The sequence below is a fragment of the Streptomyces djakartensis genome (assembly GCF_014651075.1).
Taxonomy (GTDB): Bacteria; Actinomycetota; Actinomycetes; order Streptomycetales; family Streptomycetaceae; genus Streptomyces; species Streptomyces djakartensis.
On sequence record NZ_BMWE01000009.1, the window covers coordinates 209,089 to 224,371 of the forward strand.

The 15,283-nt window shown below is 71.1% G+C and carries 17 protein-coding genes; 4 read left to right on the plus strand and 13 right to left on the minus strand.

The window, feature by feature from the left end; genetic code table 11:
* The first annotated feature begins 186 nt into the window (after positions 1–186).
* Positions 187–858 carry a potassium channel family protein gene (locus tag IE212_RS17620; RefSeq protein ID WP_190198815.1) on the plus strand — a complete coding sequence of 224 codons (672 nt, stop codon included), beginning with the start codon at positions 187–189 and terminating at the stop codon, positions 856–858.
* Positions 858–1,535: a potassium channel family protein gene (locus tag IE212_RS17625; RefSeq protein WP_190198816.1), complete on the plus strand. Its 678-nt coding sequence runs from the start codon at positions 858–860 to the stop codon at positions 1,533–1,535. Before IE212_RS17620 ends, IE212_RS17625 begins: the two co-directional genes overlap by 1 nt.
* 158 nt (positions 1,536–1,693) lie before the next feature.
* On the opposite strand, the gene IE212_RS17630 is transcribed toward IE212_RS17625, so the two are convergent.
* The 7 genes from IE212_RS17630 to IE212_RS17660 all read right to left on the minus strand — a co-directional run bounded on the left by IE212_RS17630 (position 1,694) and on the right by IE212_RS17660 (position 8,498).
* Positions 1,694–2,416 carry a DUF3159 domain-containing protein gene (locus tag IE212_RS17630; protein ID WP_190198817.1) on the minus strand — a complete coding sequence of 241 codons (723 nt, stop codon included), beginning with the start codon at positions 2,414–2,416 and terminating at the stop codon, positions 1,694–1,696.
* A gap of 3 nt (positions 2,417–2,419) precedes the next feature.
* Positions 2,420–2,818, minus strand: coding sequence for an OB-fold nucleic acid binding domain-containing protein (locus IE212_RS17635; RefSeq protein ID WP_190198818.1), 399 nt, complete (start codon positions 2,816–2,818; stop codon positions 2,420–2,422).
* A gap of 87 nt (positions 2,819–2,905) precedes the next feature.
* A complete protein-coding gene (locus tag IE212_RS17640) occupies positions 2,906–3,589 on the minus strand; it encodes a response regulator (RefSeq protein WP_190198819.1) in 684 nt (227 codons plus the stop codon).
* A complete protein-coding gene (locus IE212_RS17645) occupies positions 3,586–6,129 on the minus strand; it encodes a sensor histidine kinase (RefSeq protein WP_190198820.1) in 2,544 nt (847 codons plus the stop codon). Before IE212_RS17645 ends, IE212_RS17640 begins: the two co-directional genes overlap by 4 nt.
* A gap of 222 nt (positions 6,130–6,351) precedes the next feature.
* Positions 6,352–7,104, minus strand: coding sequence for a DUF3710 domain-containing protein (locus IE212_RS17650; protein ID WP_190198821.1), 753 nt, complete (start codon positions 7,102–7,104; stop codon positions 6,352–6,354).
* Between the two features lies 1 nt (position 7,105).
* On the minus strand, positions 7,106–7,657 hold the full coding sequence (dut, locus tag IE212_RS17655) for a dUTP diphosphatase (RefSeq protein ID WP_190198921.1): 552 nt from the start codon (positions 7,655–7,657) through the stop codon (positions 7,106–7,108).
* Positions 7,658–7,913: 256 nt separating this feature from the next.
* Positions 7,914–8,498, minus strand: coding sequence for a PaaI family thioesterase (locus IE212_RS17660; RefSeq protein ID WP_190198822.1), 585 nt, complete (start codon positions 8,496–8,498; stop codon positions 7,914–7,916).
* A gap of 58 nt (positions 8,499–8,556) precedes the next feature.
* On the opposite strand from IE212_RS17660, the gene IE212_RS17665 reads away from it, so the two are divergent.
* Positions 8,557–9,015 (plus strand): DUF3093 domain-containing protein, encoded by a 459-nt coding sequence (locus IE212_RS17665; RefSeq protein WP_190198823.1) that lies wholly within the window; start codon positions 8,557–8,559, stop codon positions 9,013–9,015.
* A 67-nt stretch (positions 9,016–9,082) separates the two neighbouring features.
* On the opposite strand, the gene IE212_RS17670 is transcribed toward IE212_RS17665, so the two are convergent.
* The 4 genes from IE212_RS17670 to IE212_RS17685 all read right to left on the minus strand — a co-directional run bounded on the left by IE212_RS17670 (position 9,083) and on the right by IE212_RS17685 (position 12,645).
* Positions 9,083–10,039 (minus strand): hypothetical protein, encoded by a 957-nt coding sequence (locus IE212_RS17670; RefSeq protein WP_190198824.1) that lies wholly within the window; start codon positions 10,037–10,039, stop codon positions 9,083–9,085.
* A 13-nt stretch (positions 10,040–10,052) separates the two neighbouring features.
* Positions 10,053–10,349, minus strand: a complete 297-nt coding sequence (locus tag IE212_RS17675) for a DUF4193 domain-containing protein (protein ID WP_003993510.1) — start codon at positions 10,347–10,349, stop codon at positions 10,053–10,055.
* 405 nt (positions 10,350–10,754) lie between these two features.
* Complete coding sequence (locus IE212_RS17680) at positions 10,755–11,987, minus strand: sensor histidine kinase (RefSeq protein ID WP_190198825.1); 1,233 nt, start codon at positions 11,985–11,987, stop codon at positions 10,755–10,757.
* Positions 11,988–11,991: 4 nt separating this feature from the next.
* Positions 11,992–12,645 (minus strand): response regulator transcription factor, encoded by a 654-nt coding sequence (locus tag IE212_RS17685; protein ID WP_003993508.1) that lies wholly within the window; start codon positions 12,643–12,645, stop codon positions 11,992–11,994.
* Positions 12,646–13,054: 409 nt separating this feature from the next.
* Here IE212_RS17685 and IE212_RS17690 point away from each other — a divergent pair, with 409 nt between their 5' ends.
* A complete protein-coding gene (locus IE212_RS17690; RefSeq protein WP_190198826.1) occupies positions 13,055–13,219 on the plus strand; it encodes a hypothetical protein in 165 nt (54 codons plus the stop codon).
* Between the two features lie 84 nt (positions 13,220–13,303).
* Here the strand turns inward: IE212_RS17690 and IE212_RS17695 are convergent, their stop codons facing one another.
* Together IE212_RS17695 and IE212_RS17700 are read right to left on the minus strand one after the other, a co-directional pair.
* Positions 13,304–14,119 carry an inositol monophosphatase family protein gene (locus IE212_RS17695; protein ID WP_190198827.1) on the minus strand — a complete coding sequence of 272 codons (816 nt, stop codon included), beginning with the start codon at positions 14,117–14,119 and terminating at the stop codon, positions 13,304–13,306.
* A gap of 8 nt (positions 14,120–14,127) precedes the next feature.
* Complete coding sequence (locus IE212_RS17700) at positions 14,128–15,255, minus strand: ferrochelatase (protein ID WP_190198828.1); 1,128 nt, start codon at positions 15,253–15,255, stop codon at positions 14,128–14,130.
* Positions 15,256–15,283 lie beyond the last annotated feature (28 nt).

Here is a 15,283-nt window from a genome sequence, read left to right on the forward strand (position 1 = left end):
ACGTTGGACTCGGGCAGGTGGACGCGGGCACCGGCCCCGAGGGACGTCGTGGCGTCGTTCCACCGGCATGATGTTGCATGGCGGTTGGCACTCAGGCCGCGGCGTGAGGCCCGGCGAGCCGAAAGAGAGACATGATCACGACAGTCATGAAGGTCAGAGGGCCTGCAGGAAGCGCGGTGTGACGCGATGCATATTGTCATCATGGGTTGCGGAAGGGTGGGGTCCGCACTGGCCCAGAACCTGGAGCAACAGGGCCACACGGTCGCCGTGGTCGACCAGGACCCCACCGCCTTCCGCCGCCTGGGGTCCTCCTTCGGCGGCCGCCGGGTGACCGGGGTCGGCTTCGACCAGGACACCCTGCGCGAGGCCGGTATCGAAGAGGCCGGCGCTTTCGCCGCGGTCTCCAGCGGCGACAACTCCAACATCATCGCCGCGCGTGTCGCCCGCGAGATGTTCGGCATCGAGAACGTCGCCGCCCGCATCTACGATCCCCGCCGCGCCGAGGTCTACCAGCGCCTGGGCATCCCCACCGTCGCGACCGTCCGCTGGACGGCCGACCAGATGCTGCGCCGGCTGCTCCCCTCCGGAGCCGAGCCGCTGTGGCGCGACCCCACGGGCGGCGTGCAGCTCGCCGAGGTGCACGCCTCTCCCGCCTGGGTCGGCCACAAGATCAGCCGGCTGCAGGAGGAGACCGGCGTGCGCGTGGCGTTCCTGACCCGGCTCGGTGAGGCGGTCCTGCCCACCTCGCAGACGGTGCTGCAGGAGGGCGACCTGGTGCACGTGATGATGCGCACCGACGAGGTCGACACGGTCGAGGCGGCGTTCGCCAAGGGTCCCGAAGAGGAGGGCGGTCACTGATGAGGGTCGCCATTGCCGGAGCCGGCGCGGTCGGCCGCTCGATCGCGGGCGAGCTGCTGGAGAACGGCCACGAGGTCCTGCTGATCGACAAGGCACCGACCGCCATCTCGGTCGAGCGCGTCCCGCAGGCCGAGTGGCTGCTCGCCGACGCCTGCGAGATCACGTCCCTCGACGAGGCGGCGCTGCAGCGCTGCAACGTCGTCATCGCCGCGACCGGTGACGACAAGGTGAACCTGGTCGTCTCGCTCCTGGCGAAGACGGAGTACGGCGTTCCACGGGTGGTCGCCCGGGTGAACAACCCGAAGAACGAGTGGCTGTTCAACGAGTCGTGGGGCGTGGACGTCGCCGTCTCCACGCCGCGTCTGATGTCGGCCCTGGTGGAGGAGGCGGTGAGCGTGGGCGACCTGGTCCGTCTGCTCCGCTTCAGCCACGGCGACGCCAACCTGGTCGAGCTGACCCTGCCGGAGGAGTCCGCGCTGGCCGGCACGCAGGTCGGCGATGTCGAGTGGCCCGAGGACACGTCCCTGGTCACCATCATCCGCGGCACCCGCGTTCTGGCCCCCTCCCGTGAGGACTCCCTGGAGGCGGGCGACGAACTCCTCTTCGTGGCCGCGCAGGCACGTGAGGAGCAGCTGGAGGACCTGCTGTCCGTACGGCGGGACAGCGCGGGGGGCTGAGCGGGGCCCTGCTGGGGGGCACGCGAAAGGGGCGTCCTGAGATCTCAGGACGCCCCTCCTTCTTCTTCACCTCTGGGCCGACCGCTTCGGGTGGCGGGTGGGCAAAGGTCCCGGAGGCCTGGCGGAGCCCCCGGCGAGCCCAGCGCGAACGCCGGGCACTATTCGGCCGACCGGGCAGCCGCCTCCCTCTCCTCCGCGGCCCTCTCCTCCGCCTCCATCTCCGCGAACACGTCGATCGGCGCGGGCGCCTTCGCCAGGAACACCCAGGTCAGGTACACGGCGAGCAGGAACGGCGGGATCTTCAGGACGACCAGGACCCAGCCCAGCTGCGTGGTGTCGGCCCACCAGTACAGCGGGAAGAGGATCGCGCACTTGGCGAGCAGGATCGCGCCCCAGGCGTAACTGGCTTTCGCGTACGCCTTCTTGCGACCGGGGTTCCGCGTCCGCCAGGAGAGGTTCTCCTTGAAGACCGGACCGAGGATCAACCCGATCAGCGGAACACCGCACAGGGTCGTGATGATGTACGCCAGCCCGAGGCCCAGCGTGTAGAGCATGCCGGGCAGGTAGAAGTCCTTGGCGTTGCCGGTCATCATCGCGAAGACGACGCCGAAGGCCACACCGAAGACGCCGCTGAAGGCGTGCTTGACGGTGTCCCTCGTCACGAGCCGGACCACGACCAGCACCAGCGACACGGCCAGCGCCGCGATCGCCGACATGTGCAGGTCCTTGTTGATCGTGTAGATGGTGACGAAGAGCAGGCCGGGCAGCACCGTCTCGACCATGCCCCGCAGGCCGCCGAACGCCTCGAACAGGGCGGCCTCGGTCACCGCCCGGGCGTCGTCCGCAGATGTCTCTTCGGTCGGCTTGTCGAGCGACGTCACCGGCTACTCCCGTCCGAGGGGTCTCAGTTCGTACTTGGGATTGAACAACACCCGGCGGCCCCGGCTCATCGAGATCCGGCCCGATGCGATCAGCTTGCGCCCCGGCTCTATGCCGACGATGGAGCGTCTGCCGAGCCACACCACGTCCAGCGCGGCGGAGCCGTCGAACAGCTCGGCCTCCAGGGCCGGGACTCCGGCGCGCGGTCGCAGGGTGACCGTGCGCAAGGTACCAGTAACCGTCACTACCTGCCGGTCGTGACAGTCTCCGATCCGGATGCAGCCGGTGGTCTCGGAGTCCTCTCGCAGTTCCTCGGACTCCAGGTCCTCCTGCGAGGAGGAGAGCCGGTCGAGCATGCGCCGGAACCGGCCCGCCGGCTTCTGCGAACGAGGAACAGCACTCATGTCTAGAGCGTACCGGGGCGCCCTGACAGTCTCGAAGCCCCGTGGCGAGGCCCCTGTGTCTCCCGGCCCCCGGTCCCGTATCCACGCTCACTTCTCGAAGCGATACCCCATCCCCGGCTCGGTGATGAAGTGCTTGGGATGCGAGGGGTCCGCCTCCAGCTTCCGCCGCAGCTGTGCCATGTACACGCGCAGATAGTTGGTCTCCGTCCCGTACGACGGCCCCCACACCTCCTGGAGCAGCTGCTTCTGCCCGACGAGGCGGCCCCCGTTGCGCACCAGGACCTCCAGCAGATGCCACTCCGTGGGGGTCAGCCGTACGTCCTTCCCGGCCCGGTTGACCTTCTTCGCGGCCAGGTCGACGGTGAACTCGTCGGTCTCCACGAGCACGTCGTCCTCACCTCCTCCGGCCGGTTCGGCCCGGCGCACGGCGGCCCGCAGCCGGGCCAGCAGCTCGTCCATCCCGAACGGCTTGGTGACGTAGTCGTCGGCGCCCGCGTCCAGCGCCTCGACCTTCTCGTCGGAGGAGTGCCGGGCGGACAGCACCAGGACGGGCACCCGGGTCCAGCCGCGCAGGCCCCGGATCACCTCGACCCCGTCCATGTCGGGCAGTCCGAGGTCGAGGACGATCACGTCGGGGTGGCGGGCGGCGGCGAGCCGGAGGGCGGTGGCACCGTCGTGGGCCGCGTCGACCTCGTACTTGCGCGCCTTGAGGTTGATCACGAGGGCCCGCACGATCTGCGGCTCGTCGTCGACCACCAGCACCCGGGTCATGAGGCCTGCCTTTCTCGTTCCGCCGGCCGGCGGGGCTCCGGACGCGTTCGCGCGGCGCGGAGGGTGAGGACCATGGTCAGTCCGCCGCCGGGTGTGTCCTCGGCGTCCAGGGTGCCGTCCATGGCCTCGGCGAAGCCGCGCGCCACGGCGAGACCCAAACCCACTCCGGCGCCCCGCGGGGCGTCGCCGTAGCGCTGGAACGGTTCGAATATGCGGCCCTTGGCCTCGTCGGGAACGCCCGGCCCCCGGTCGACCACCCGTACCTCGACCCGGTCGGCGAGGGCGCTGGCGGCGACCAGTACGGGCACACCGGGCGGACTGTACTTGACGGCGTTCTCGACCAGGTTGGCCATCGACCGTTCCAGCAGCCCGGGGTCCACGCCCACCATGGGCAGGCCCTCCGGGACGTCCAGGTCGACACTGCCCTCCGGTACGCCGCCGAGCGCCATCGGCACGACCTCGTCGAGGTCGATCTCGCGGATCAGCGGGGTCACCGTGCCGGTCTGGAGCCGGGACATGTCGAGCAGGTTCCCGACGAGGTGGTCGAGGCGGTCGGCGCCCTCCTCGATGCCCGCCAGCAGCTCCGCCCGGTCCTCCTCGGACCACTCGACGTCCCGGGCGCGCAGGGAGGACACCGCCGCCTTGATGCCGGCGAGCGGGGTGCGCAGGTCATGGCTGACGGCCGCCAGCAGCGCCGTACGGATGCGGTTGCCCTCCTCGAGCGCGCGGGCCCGGTCGGCCTCCTCCTGAAGCCGGCGGCGGTCCAGCACGACGGCCGCCTGGGCGGCGAAGGCGGCCAGCACCCGGCGGTCCTCGGCGGGCAGGACCCGGCCGGTCAGCGCGAGCGCCATGTGATCACCGACCGGCACGTCCACGTCCGCCTGGTCGGGCCGCTCGACGGGGCGCCCCTGGCCGACGCGGCCGGCGCAGGTCCACGGCTCGATGTCACCGGCCCGCTCCAGCAGGGCCGCCGACTCCATGCCGAACGTCTCCCGGACGCGCTCCAGCAGGTCCTCCAGGCCGGTCTCGCCGCGCAGCACGTTGCCCGCCAGGAAGGACAGGATCTCCGACTCGGCCCGCAGCCGGGCCGCCTGGTGGGTGCGGCGGGCGGCGAGGCCGACGACGGAGGCCACGGCCACACCGACGGCCACGAAGATCACGATGGCGACGATGTTCTTCGGGTCGGCGATGGTCCACCGGTGCAGGGGCGGTGTGTAGAAGTAGTTCAGCAGCAGCGAGCCCACCGCCGCCGAGGCCAGCGCCGGGAACAGCCCGCCCAGCAGGGCCGCGGCCACCGTCAGCGCCAGGAACAGCAGCATGTCGTTGGCCAGGCCGAGGTGGACCGTGCTGAGCAGCGCCGTCAGGACCGGTGGCCCCGCCACCCCCACGATCCAGCCCCACACCCGCCGGGACCGCCCGAGGCGCGCGCCCCGGGCCACCGGCAGGCCGCGGCCCTTGGCGACCTCGTCGTGGGTGACGATGTGCACGTCGAGGTCCGGCCCGGAATCCCGGGCGACGGTCGCTCCCACGCCGGGTCCGAAGACGTACTGCCAGGTCTTGCGGCGCGAGGAGCCCAGCACGATCTGGGTGGCGTTCACCCCGCGGGCGAAGGCGAGCAGGGCGGCCGGTATGTCGTCGCCGACGACGTGGTGGAAGGTGCCGCCGAGGTCCTCCACCAGGGTCCGCTGCACCGCGAGTTCCTTGGGCGAGGCCGAGGTCAGTCCGTCGCTGCGGGCTATGTAGACGGCCAGCACCTCGCCGCCGGCGCCCTTCTCGGCCAGCCGCGCGCCCCGGCGGATCAGCGTCCGGCCCTCCGGTCCACCGGTCAGCCCGACCACGATCCGCTCGCGCGAGCCCCAGATCCTCGACACCCGGTGCTCGCTGCGGTACTGGGTGAGGTGGGCGTCGACCCGGTCGGCCACCCACAGCAGCGCCAGCTCGCGCAGCGCGGTCAGGTTGCCGGGCCGGAAGTAGTTCGACAGGGCGGCGTCGACCTTGTCGGGCCGGTAGATGTTGCCGTGCGCCATCCGCCGCCGCAGTGCCTCGGGCGACATGTCGACCAGCTCGACCTGGTCGGCCCGCCGTACCACCTCGTCCGGAACCGTCTCCTGCTGCCGCACCCCGGTGATCGACTCGACCACGTCGCCGAGCGACTCCAGGTGCTGGATGTTGACGGTGGAGACCACGTCGATACCCGCGGCGAGCAGCTCCTCCACATCCTGCCAGCGCTTGGCGTTGCGGGAGCCGGGTACGTTCGTGTGGGCGAGTTCGTCGACCAGGGCGACCTGCGGGCGGCGGGCGAGGACGCCGTCCAGGTCCATCTCGGGGAAGACACCGCCGCGGTACTCCAGCCGCCTGCGCGGCACCTGCTCCAGACCGTGCAGCATCACCTCGGTGCGCTGCCGGTCGTGGTGCTCGACGAAGGCCACCACGCAGTCCGTGCCCCGCTCGACGCGCCGGTGTGCCTCGGAGAGCATCGCGTACGTCTTTCCGACGCCCGGTGCCGCACCGAGGTAGATCCGGAGCTTGCCGCGTCCCACGGCCTCATTGTCTTCCGGTCTGCCGACTGCGCAGCGTCGACCTTACGGCCGACCATCACGGCGAACGGGTGCCGGGCGCGGCTCGGGGACCGTCTTTGACGGAACTCTGACGCGCGGAGGTGAACGCGCAGCGCTCTGTGAACGCCAGGCGTGGGACGGAAACGTGGGCGGGAAAAGGGCCGCATCCCCTCTCGGGATGCGGCCCTGATGTCGTCACGACGCTCAGCGGACCTCGGTGATCTCCGGTCCGCGCTGGAGCTGGCCCATGCCGCCGGCGAAGCGGGAGCCCTCCTCCTGCTGGACGCCCTCGGGGACCATCTGCGCGTCGTTCGGCAGCTTCAGCACGATCGGGTCCCGGGGCGCCATGGGCCCCTCGCCGCGGACCACGACCGTGTCCCTGAAGATCTGCTCGAGCAGGCCGGCGGCCTGCGGCTGCACCGCGCCCTGGCCCGAGATGACTCCGCGCAGGAACCAGCGGGGGCCGTCCACACCGACGAACCGCACGACCTGGAAGCCGCCCGTGCCGTCCGGCAGCTGCACCGGCACCTGGGCCCGCAGCTCCCAGCCCAGCGGTCCCTCGACCTCGTCGACGATGCCGCCCTGCTGGGTGATGCCGGCGCCGATCTCCTCGCGCACCTCACCCCAGATGCCCTCACGCTTGGGCGCGGCGAAGCCCTGGAGCTGGATGGCGCTGTCCCGCAGCACGACCGTCGCCGCCACGATCGCGTCACCCGCGACCTCGACCCTCAGCTCCATGCCGTCGACGCCCGGTACGAACAGCCCGCCCAGGTCGACCCGGCCCTCGGCCGGGTCACGCACCTCGGAGCTGTCCCAGGGCCCGTCGGGCCGCGGCGCCGGCTCGAGCCTCAGGCGCTCGCCCTCACCGTCCGCCTCAGTGTCGACACCGTCGACGACCTGCTCGGCCTCGCCGGCCGCGTCCTCGGCGGCATCCCTCTTCTTGCGACGTCCGAACACGTCACTGTCCTTCCCGGTCGGATACGACCGAAGCGTATCGATTCCCACCCGTCTGACCGCCGAAGGCGGCCTGACCGCTTGTGCCGCTCATCCCGTCCACCGCGGCGTGGCCTCCGGTGGATCCGAAGCCCCCCTCGGCCCGCGCGGAGTCGGGAAGCTCCGCCACCTCCTGGAAGCGGACCCTCTCGACCTGCTGGACAACCAGTTGGGCAATCCGGTCGAAGCGCTCGAACCGCACGTCCTCGCGCGGGTCGAGATTCACCACGATCACCTTGATCTCCCCACGGTACCCGGCATCAACCGTCCCCGGGGCATTCACCAGGGCGACGCCGCAGCGAGCGGCAAGACCGGATCGTGGGTGCACGAAGGCCGCGTACCCCTCCGGCAGTGCCACAGACACTCCCGTGGGCAGCACGGCCCGCTCCCCCGGGGCCAGTTGGCAGGCCTCCGTGGTGCGCAGATCGGCTCCCGCGTCACCGGGATGCGCATACGACGGAAGCGGCACCTCGGGGTCGACGCGCCGGATCAGCACGTCCACGGGGTGACGACTCATAGGGCTGGTAGTCATGGGGTTTTCCAGGCTCATGTGGCTCGTGAGGGAACTGGGGATCGTGAGGTCTTCCGGGTGGCGCTTGCAGGGGCAGCGCCCGTCGAGGCGCCCTCCGGCTGGAGGGGCCACCCGGTTCGCACGGGCTCCCCGGACCGAAGAGGCTTCTGTGGCCCGCAGGGTTCCCCGGACTCAAGAGGTCCTTGTGACGGAGGGTTCCCCGGACTCGTGTGGCGGTCCGCGGCCAAGAGGCCCTCCCCGCTCACGGGTTCACCTCGAACGCACGGGTGCGCCGGAGCTGGTCCGGGTCGTTCATGGCGGCCTGGATCTCCTCCCGGCGGCCGTGCCGGACGAAGTGGTCGACCCTCACCTCGACGAACAGCGCGTCGGCGCGGACGGCGACCGGCCCGTCCGGGCCGCCGATGCGTCCGGTGGCGGTCGAGAAGATCTTCCGTCCGGCCACCGCCGTCACCTCGGCCTCCAGGTACAGCGTGCTGCCGACGGGCACGGGCCGTATGAAGTCGGTCTCCAGCCGTCCGGTCACGGCGATCGTGCGCAGCAGCCAGTTCAGCGAACCGAGGGTCTCGTCCAGGGCGGTGGCGAGCACACCGCCGTGTGCGAGGCCGGGGGCTCCCTGGTGGGCGGGCCGGACGGTGAACTCCGCGGTGAGCGACACGCCCTCGCCGGCCCGCGCCTCCAGGTGCAGCCCGTGCGGCTGGTCGCCGCCACAGCCGAAGCACTGGCCGTAGTGCGCGCCGAGGAGCTCACCGGGCGCCGGAGCGTCCGGGTGGCGCACCGGTGGCACGGCGCCGGCCGGAGGCTGAAGAGCTGGGGAAGTACCACTCACAGCCGCAGACCTTACCCGCGCGTCGGCCCGCCGCGGACACCGTGCCAAGCTTGGCTCCATGCAGCTCTCCGCCGCCCCGTACGAAGAACGCCTCACCGCTCCCCGGTCCTGGTGGCTGATCTCGTTCCTCGTCGGGGTCTCCATGGCCCTGGTTCTGCTTCCGTTCGGCACGCTGCCGATGCTCGGCGGCCTGGCCGGGGGCACCGCGGTCGCGGCCGTCGCCGCGAGTTCGTACGGCTCGATCCGGATCCGCGTGGTGGGCGACTCGCTGATCGCGGGTGAGGCGAAGATCCCGGTGGCGGCACTGGGCGAGGCGGAGGTACTGGACGCGGAGGAGGCCCGCGCCTGGCGCACCCACAAGGCCGACACACGCGCCTTCATGCTGCTGCGCGCCTACATCCCCACGGCCCTGCGCGTGGAGGTCACGGATCCGGAGGACCCGACTCCGTACCTGTACCTGTCCACGCGCGAGCCGGAGCGCCTGGCTGAGGCGCTGAGGGTGGCGAAGGGTGCGTAGCACATGCGCGCGGACCTTCACCCGGCGGCGTGCCTGACGACAGGCATACGCGCGCTCTCGTGCCGCCTCAGCGTCCGTCGTCGCGCTTGCCGTGCTCGTCGTGCTCGCGGCGCCCGAGGGGGTCGTGCATGATCTCGCTCATCTCCAGGGCGTCCGCCGGGCGCTCCAGTGCGGGCAGCGCCTCGAGGGCCTCCCAGGGCACCTGAATCCTGCGCAGGTCCTCGCGGATCCGGGTGGCGAGCTTTCTGGTCTCGCTGCGGTTCATGGCCGCCCCGACGGCGGCGCCCACCAGGAAGGGAATCAGGTTCGGCATGTTGCGGACCATCCGCTTCATGATCCGCTGCCGCAGCTCGCGCTTCATGCGGCTGTTCAGCGCCGTGCTCACGGTCGACGGCCTGGTCGCGTCGATCCCGCGCTCCCCCGACCACGAGTCGAGGTACGCCGTGCTGCGCTGCTTGAGATTGCCGGGCGGCCGTACGCCGTAGACCTCGTGGAGTTCGGCGATCAGCTTCAGTTCGATCGCGGCGACACCGGTGACCTCGGCGGCGAGTTCCGTCGGCATCGCGGGCGGCACGGGGAGCATCGCTGCCGCGCCGACACCGGCTCCGACCGCCGCCGTCGCCTTCGCCGCTCCCGTGACGAGCTTGTCCGCGAGCTCTTCGGGCCCGAGGCCCGGGAACTGCCTGCGCAGGGTCGCCAGGTCCCGTACGGGGACCCGCGGGGCCAGTTCGATGATCCGGTCGGCCAGGTCGGCGAGCGCGGCCCGGGCCCGGACCGAGCCCTTGCGGGCGCCCTCCCTGGCCCTCTGCCGGAGCGTCCCCGCCGTCCGCCGGGCGACGGGTGCGGGGACGTCCGCGGACGCCGGGAGGTCACCCCGGTCCGCTGCGGGTTCGAGCGAGGCCGCCCCCGTTCCGGTGGTGCCTCGCTCGTCGTCAAGCGCGCCGTACCGCGGGCCGTCGATCGGCCCTTCGTCCGCCTTCCGCTTGGTCAGGCGGCGCTTCCAGGGAGGGGTCGAGCCAGTCACGGCCGACCCCGCCTCAGTCGCAGTCGCGGCAGATCGGCTGGCCGTTCTTCTCCCGGGCCAGCTGGCTGCGGTGGTGCACCAGGAAGCAGCTCATGCAGGTGAACTCGTCCTGCTGCTTCGGGAGCACCCGGACGGCCAGCTCCTCGTTCGAAAGGTCGGCGCCGGGAAGCTCGAGGCCCTCGGCGGCCTCGAACTCGTCGACGTCCACGGCGGATGCCGACTTGTCGTTTCGTCGAGCCTTCAGCTCTTCGAGGCTGTCCGAGTCGACGTCGTCGTCGGTCTTGCGTGGAGTGTCGTAATCGGTTGCCATGTCGCTCTCCCCCTCTGGGTGTCTGCGGTGTCTCCAGCGCACTAACGCGTGAGAGGCCGGACTTGTGCCCGACCTGAGGCGGAGATTTTGCCTCACATCAAGGTCTGTTACTCAATCGACACCCAACCGGACTCCTCACGAGTGATCGGCTTGGATGGCGATGGGGACCGTACACGGTCCGAATGCCGCGCGCCAAAGGCGTCTCACCGTGTACTTCCCGTGATCAAGACCCCTGAAAACCGGGATTTTCCCGGCTTTCCGGCAGGGTGCATGATCACGGAGAGTAGATGGCCGGAAAGCCGCCCCTGTGATCGATCACACACGGCACACGCGCGGTCAGGTCTCGAAAATTCCGCGCAAAGCGAACATCCCCCCGTGAACCCCGTGCTGATCGGCGTCATGATCTCAGATGGGCAGCGCGACCCGCATCACCAGCCCACCTCCCTCGCGCGGCTGGGCGTAGATGTGCCCGCCGTGCGCCCGGGCCACGGACCGGACGATGGACAGACCCAGTCCCACGCCCTTGTCGCTGCCCGTGCGCTCCGTGCGCAGCCGCCGGAACGGCTCGAAGAGGTTGTCGATCTCGTACGCCGGCACCACCGGCCCCGTGTTGGAGACGACCAGGACGGCCTGGCCGTGCTGGACGTCGGTGGTGACCTCGACCCAGCCGTCCTCGGGGATGTTGTAGCGCACGGCGTTCTGCACCAGGTTCAGCGCGATCCGCTCCAGCAGCACGCCGTTGCCCTGGACGAGCGCGGGCTTCTGCTCGCCGCGGATCGTCACGCCCTTGCTCTCCGCCTCGGCGTGCACCTGGTCCACGGCCTGCCCGGCGACCTCGGCGAGGTCCACCGGCCCGCGCTCGACGATCTGGTTGTCGCTTCGGGCCAGCAGCAGCAGGCCCTCCACGAGCTGCTCGCTGCGCTCGTTGGTGGCCAGCAGCGTCTTGCCTAGCTGCTGGAGTTCCACGGGCGCGTTCGGGTCGGACAGGTGCACCTCGAGGAGCGTGCGGTTGATCGCCAGCGGCGTTCTCAGCTCGTGCGAGGCGTTGCCGACGAAGCGCTGCTGGGCGGTGAAGGCCCGCTGGAGCCGCTCCAGCATGTCGTCGAAGGTGTCCGCGAGCTCCTTCAGCTCGTCGTCCGGGCCGTCCAGCTCGATCCGGCGGGACAGGTCGGAGCCCGCCACCGTGCGTGCGGTGCGGGTGATCCGGCCCAGCGGGGACAGGACGCGGCCGGCCATGGCGTAGCCGAAGGCGAAGGCGATGACCGCCAGCCCCAGCAGGGCCAGGAGCGAGCGGCTGAGCAGGCTGTCCAGAGCGTGCTGGCGCTGATCGTTGACGCACTGGTTCATCGCGTCGTTGAACTCGCTGGGCGAGGCCTGGTCGGGCAGGTTGCAGATGTCGCTGACGACCTTGCCCTCGACGATCTTGAACGGCAGGTCGCTCCCGACGTTCAGGGCCTGTGCGGCCAGCAGGTAGATGATCGACAGCAGCAGGATGCCGGCGATCAGGAACATGCCGCCGTACAGCAGCGTGAGCCGTATCCGGATGGTCGGGCGCAGCCAGGGGAAGGGCGGCGCCGGCCGCCTCGGGTCCCAGGTGGGCTTCGGAGGCGCCTGCGGAGGCGCGGGTGTCGCCGCCACGGGATCAGATCCGGTAGCCGGAGCCGGGCACGGTGACGATCACCGGCGGCTCGCCGAGCTTGCGGCGCAGGGTCATGACCGTCACGCGCACGACGTTCGTGAACGGGTCGGTGTTCTCGTCCCAGGCCTTCTCGAGCAGCTGCTCCGCGGAGACGACGGCGCCCTCGCTGCGCATCAGTACCTCGAGGACGGCGAACTCCTTGGGTGCGAGCTGGACCTCCTTGCCGTCGCGGAAGACCTCGCGGCGATTGGGGTCCAGCTTGATCCCGGCGCGCTCCAGGACGGGCGGCAGGGGCACGCTGGTGCGCCGGCCGAGGGCCCGCACACGTGCGATGAGCTCACTGAACGCGAACGGCTTGGGCAGATAGTCGTCGGCGCCGATCTCCAGGCCCTCGACACGGTCGCTGACGTCGCCGGAGGCCGTGAGCATCAGCACGCGGGTGGGCATGCCGAGTTCGACGATCTTGCGGCAGACGTCGTCGCCGTGCACGAGCGGGAGGTCGCGGTCGAGGACCACCACGTCGTAGTCGTTGACGCCGATGCGCTCCAGGGCGGCCGCACCGTCGTACACGACGTCGACGGCCATGGCCTCCCGGCGCAGTCCGGTGGCCACCGCATCGGCGAGCAGTTGCTCGTCCTCGACGACGAGTACGCGCACGTCTGGTCCTTCCTGATGTCCACCCGCACCGCCCTTCACGGGCGCACGCGGGCAGGGGTCTTCGACGGTGTGTTGGTGTTGCCCTCCATCCTGCCCTTTTCGGTCATAAGTCGGAGGTAAGGCGGGTGAGGGGCGGTGGCCGCGGGAGGGAATACGAGATTTTCTCCTCCGGTTAGGTTTCCTCGGATGGGAGCTTGGGGAGGACGGCTTTACATCCCACGATCACACTCTGCCGGTACCGCACCACCATGCGGTGCGCATCGATCCGCTTCCGCAGAGCGGGCGTGGGTGTCCGGCACCGTCGCCGCCCGGCTGGGCGGCGCTGGGCATCCACCGGAGACGTGATCGTCCCTTCCGAACGGCACACCCCCGTGCCGTCGACCCACGACCCAGGACGAGGGGGCGCAGCATGGACGCATTCACCGCAGGACTTCTGCAGCGCATAAGGGCGACCGAGTCCGATCTGACCCGGGCTCTGGACGACGGCGACGACTTCCTCGTCGAGGTGGAGCAGGGTGAGCTCGACGACCTGCGCCGTCTCGCGGCCGAGCACGGTGTGGAAGTCGGCGCGTAGAGCGTCTGATCAGGCCGTACGGAGCGGGCCCCGGCGAGCACTCGCCGGGGCCCGCTTCGTGCTTCGCGCCCGACGCGCAACGGATCAGTCGTGCCAGGCGCCGAAGTCCTCCAGGAGGCGCTGGAGGGGTTCGAAGACGCCGGGGGTGCCCGCGATGGCGAGATCGCCCGAGGGGCGCTCTCCGGGACGTCCACCGGTCAGCGCGCCCGCCTCACGGGCGATCAGGTCGCCCGCCGCGAGGTCCCAGGGGTGCAGGCCGCGCTCGTAGTAGCCGTCGAGGCGGCCCGCGGCCACGTCGCACAGGTCGACCGCGGCCGATCCGCCGCGCCGGATGTCGCGCAGCCGCGGGATCAGCCGCCGGGCGACCTCGGCCTGGTGGGCACGGACCTCGGCGACGTAGTTGAAGCCCGTCGAGACCAGCGCCTGGTCCAGGGACGGCGCGGGACGGCACGCCAGCCTGCGCTCGCCGTCCCAGGCCCCGGTGGCCCAGGCACCCCCGCCGAGCACCGCGTGGAACGTCTCCGCGCGCATCGGTGCCGTGACGACCCCGACAACGGTCTCGCCGTCCTGCTCGGCGGCGATGGAGACGGCCCAGGTGGGCAGCCCGTACAGGTAGTTCACCGTGCCGTCGAGCGGGTCGATCACCCAGCGGACGCCGCTCGTGCCCTCCGTGGCGGCACCCTCCTCACCGAGGACGCCGTCGTCGGGGCGGCGCTCGGCGATCAGACCGGTGATCAGCTTCTCGGCCGCGATGTCCATCTCCGTGACGACGTCGATGGGGCTGGACTTGGTCGCGGCGACCGCCAGGTCGGCCGGGCGCCCGTCGCGCAGCAGCGCGCCCGCACGCCGGGCGGCCTCCTGGGCGATCTCGAGCAGTTCGGTGTGCAGGGGGTCGGTCACAGGGCTCCTCACGCGTAGGGGCTGTCGGCGCCCGCGGCGGCGGGCCGGGGGGCGCGGCCCGGGCAGCAGCCGACCGGGCAGAGGTGGTGGCTCGCTCCCAGGGAGCCCAGGGCGCAGGGGGTGATCTCCTGTCCGCGCTCGACGGCGGCGCGCTCCAGGACGAGCTCACGGACCGCCGCGGCGAACCTGGGGTCGGCGCCGACCGTGGCCGAGCGGCGCATCGGCAGCCCCAGCTCCTCCGCCTTGGCCTTCGCCTCCGTGTCGAGGTCGTACAGGACCTCCATGTGATCGGAGACGAACCCGATGGGCGCGATCACCACGGCCGGGACACCGGCCGCGTGCCGCTCCTCCAGGTGGTCGCAGATGTCCGGCTCCAGCCACGGGATGTGCGGGGCGCCCGAGCGGGACTGGTAGACGAGCTGCCAGGGGTGGTCGACGCCGGTGCGCTCCCGGACGGCGTCCGCGATCAGCTGCGCCACGTCCAGGTGCTGCTTGACGTACGCGCCGCCGTCCCCGTGGTCGTCGACGGTTCCGGAGGTGTCGGCGGCGGCCGTCGGGATCGAGTGCGTCGAGAAGGCGATGTGTGCCCCGTCCCGGACGTCCTCGTCGAGCTCGGCGAGCGAACGGATCACCCCGTCGATCATGGGCTCGAGGAAGCCCGGGTGGTTGAAGTAGTGCCGGAGCTTGTCGATCTCCGGCAGCTCCAGGCCCTCGGCTTCGAGGGTGGCGAGCGCGTCGGCGAGGTTCTCCCGGTACTGGCGGCAGCCCGAGTACGAGGCGTAGGCGCTGGTGGCGAGGACCAGGACGCGGCGGCGGCCGTCGCGCACCATCTCGCGCAGCGTGTCCGTCAGGTACGGCGCCCAGTTGCGGTTGCCCCAGTAGACCGGCAGGTCCAGGCCGTGGCCGGCGAAGTCCTTGCGCAGGGCGTCCAGCAGGGCACGGTTCTGGTCGTTGATGGGACTCACCCCGCCGAACAGGAAGTAGTGCTGCCCGACTTCCTTGAGTCGTTCCTTGGGGATGCCGCGCCCGCGCGTCACGTTCTCCAGGAACGGGACCACGTCGTCCGGGCCTTCCGGGCCGCCGAAGGACAGCAGGAGCAGTGCGTCGTAAGGGGTGGCATCGCGCGCGTCTGGCATGAGTCGATCCTGCCACCCGGCACCGACA

Excerpts from the sequence above, each read along its gene's own strand:
- IE212_RS17620 (WP_190198815.1), top strand. The coding sequence starts at position 187 with ATGCATATTGTCATCATGGGTTGCGGAAGGGTGGGGTCCGCACTGGCC.
- IE212_RS17625 (WP_190198816.1), top strand. The coding sequence starts at position 858 with ATGAGGGTCGCCATTGCCGGAGCCGGCGCGGTCGGCCGCTCGATCGCG.
- IE212_RS17635 (WP_190198818.1), bottom strand. The coding sequence starts at position 2,818 with ATGAGTGCTGTTCCTCGTTCGCAGAAGCCGGCGGGCCGGTTCCGGCGC.
- IE212_RS17640 (WP_190198819.1), bottom strand. The coding sequence starts at position 3,589 with ATGACCCGGGTGCTGGTGGTCGACGACGAGCCGCAGATCGTGCGGGCC.
- dut (WP_190198921.1), bottom strand. The coding sequence starts at position 7,657 with ATGAGTCGTCACCCCGTGGACGTGCTGATCCGGCGCGTCGACCCCGAG.
- IE212_RS17665 (WP_190198823.1), top strand. The coding sequence starts at position 8,557 with ATGCAGCTCTCCGCCGCCCCGTACGAAGAACGCCTCACCGCTCCCCGG.
- IE212_RS17675 (WP_003993510.1), bottom strand. The coding sequence starts at position 10,349 with ATGGCAACCGATTACGACACTCCACGCAAGACCGACGACGACGTCGAC.
- IE212_RS17690 (WP_190198826.1), top strand. The coding sequence starts at position 13,055 with ATGGACGCATTCACCGCAGGACTTCTGCAGCGCATAAGGGCGACCGAG.
- IE212_RS17700 (WP_190198828.1), bottom strand. The coding sequence starts at position 15,255 with ATGCCAGACGCGCGCGATGCCACCCCTTACGACGCACTGCTCCTGCTG.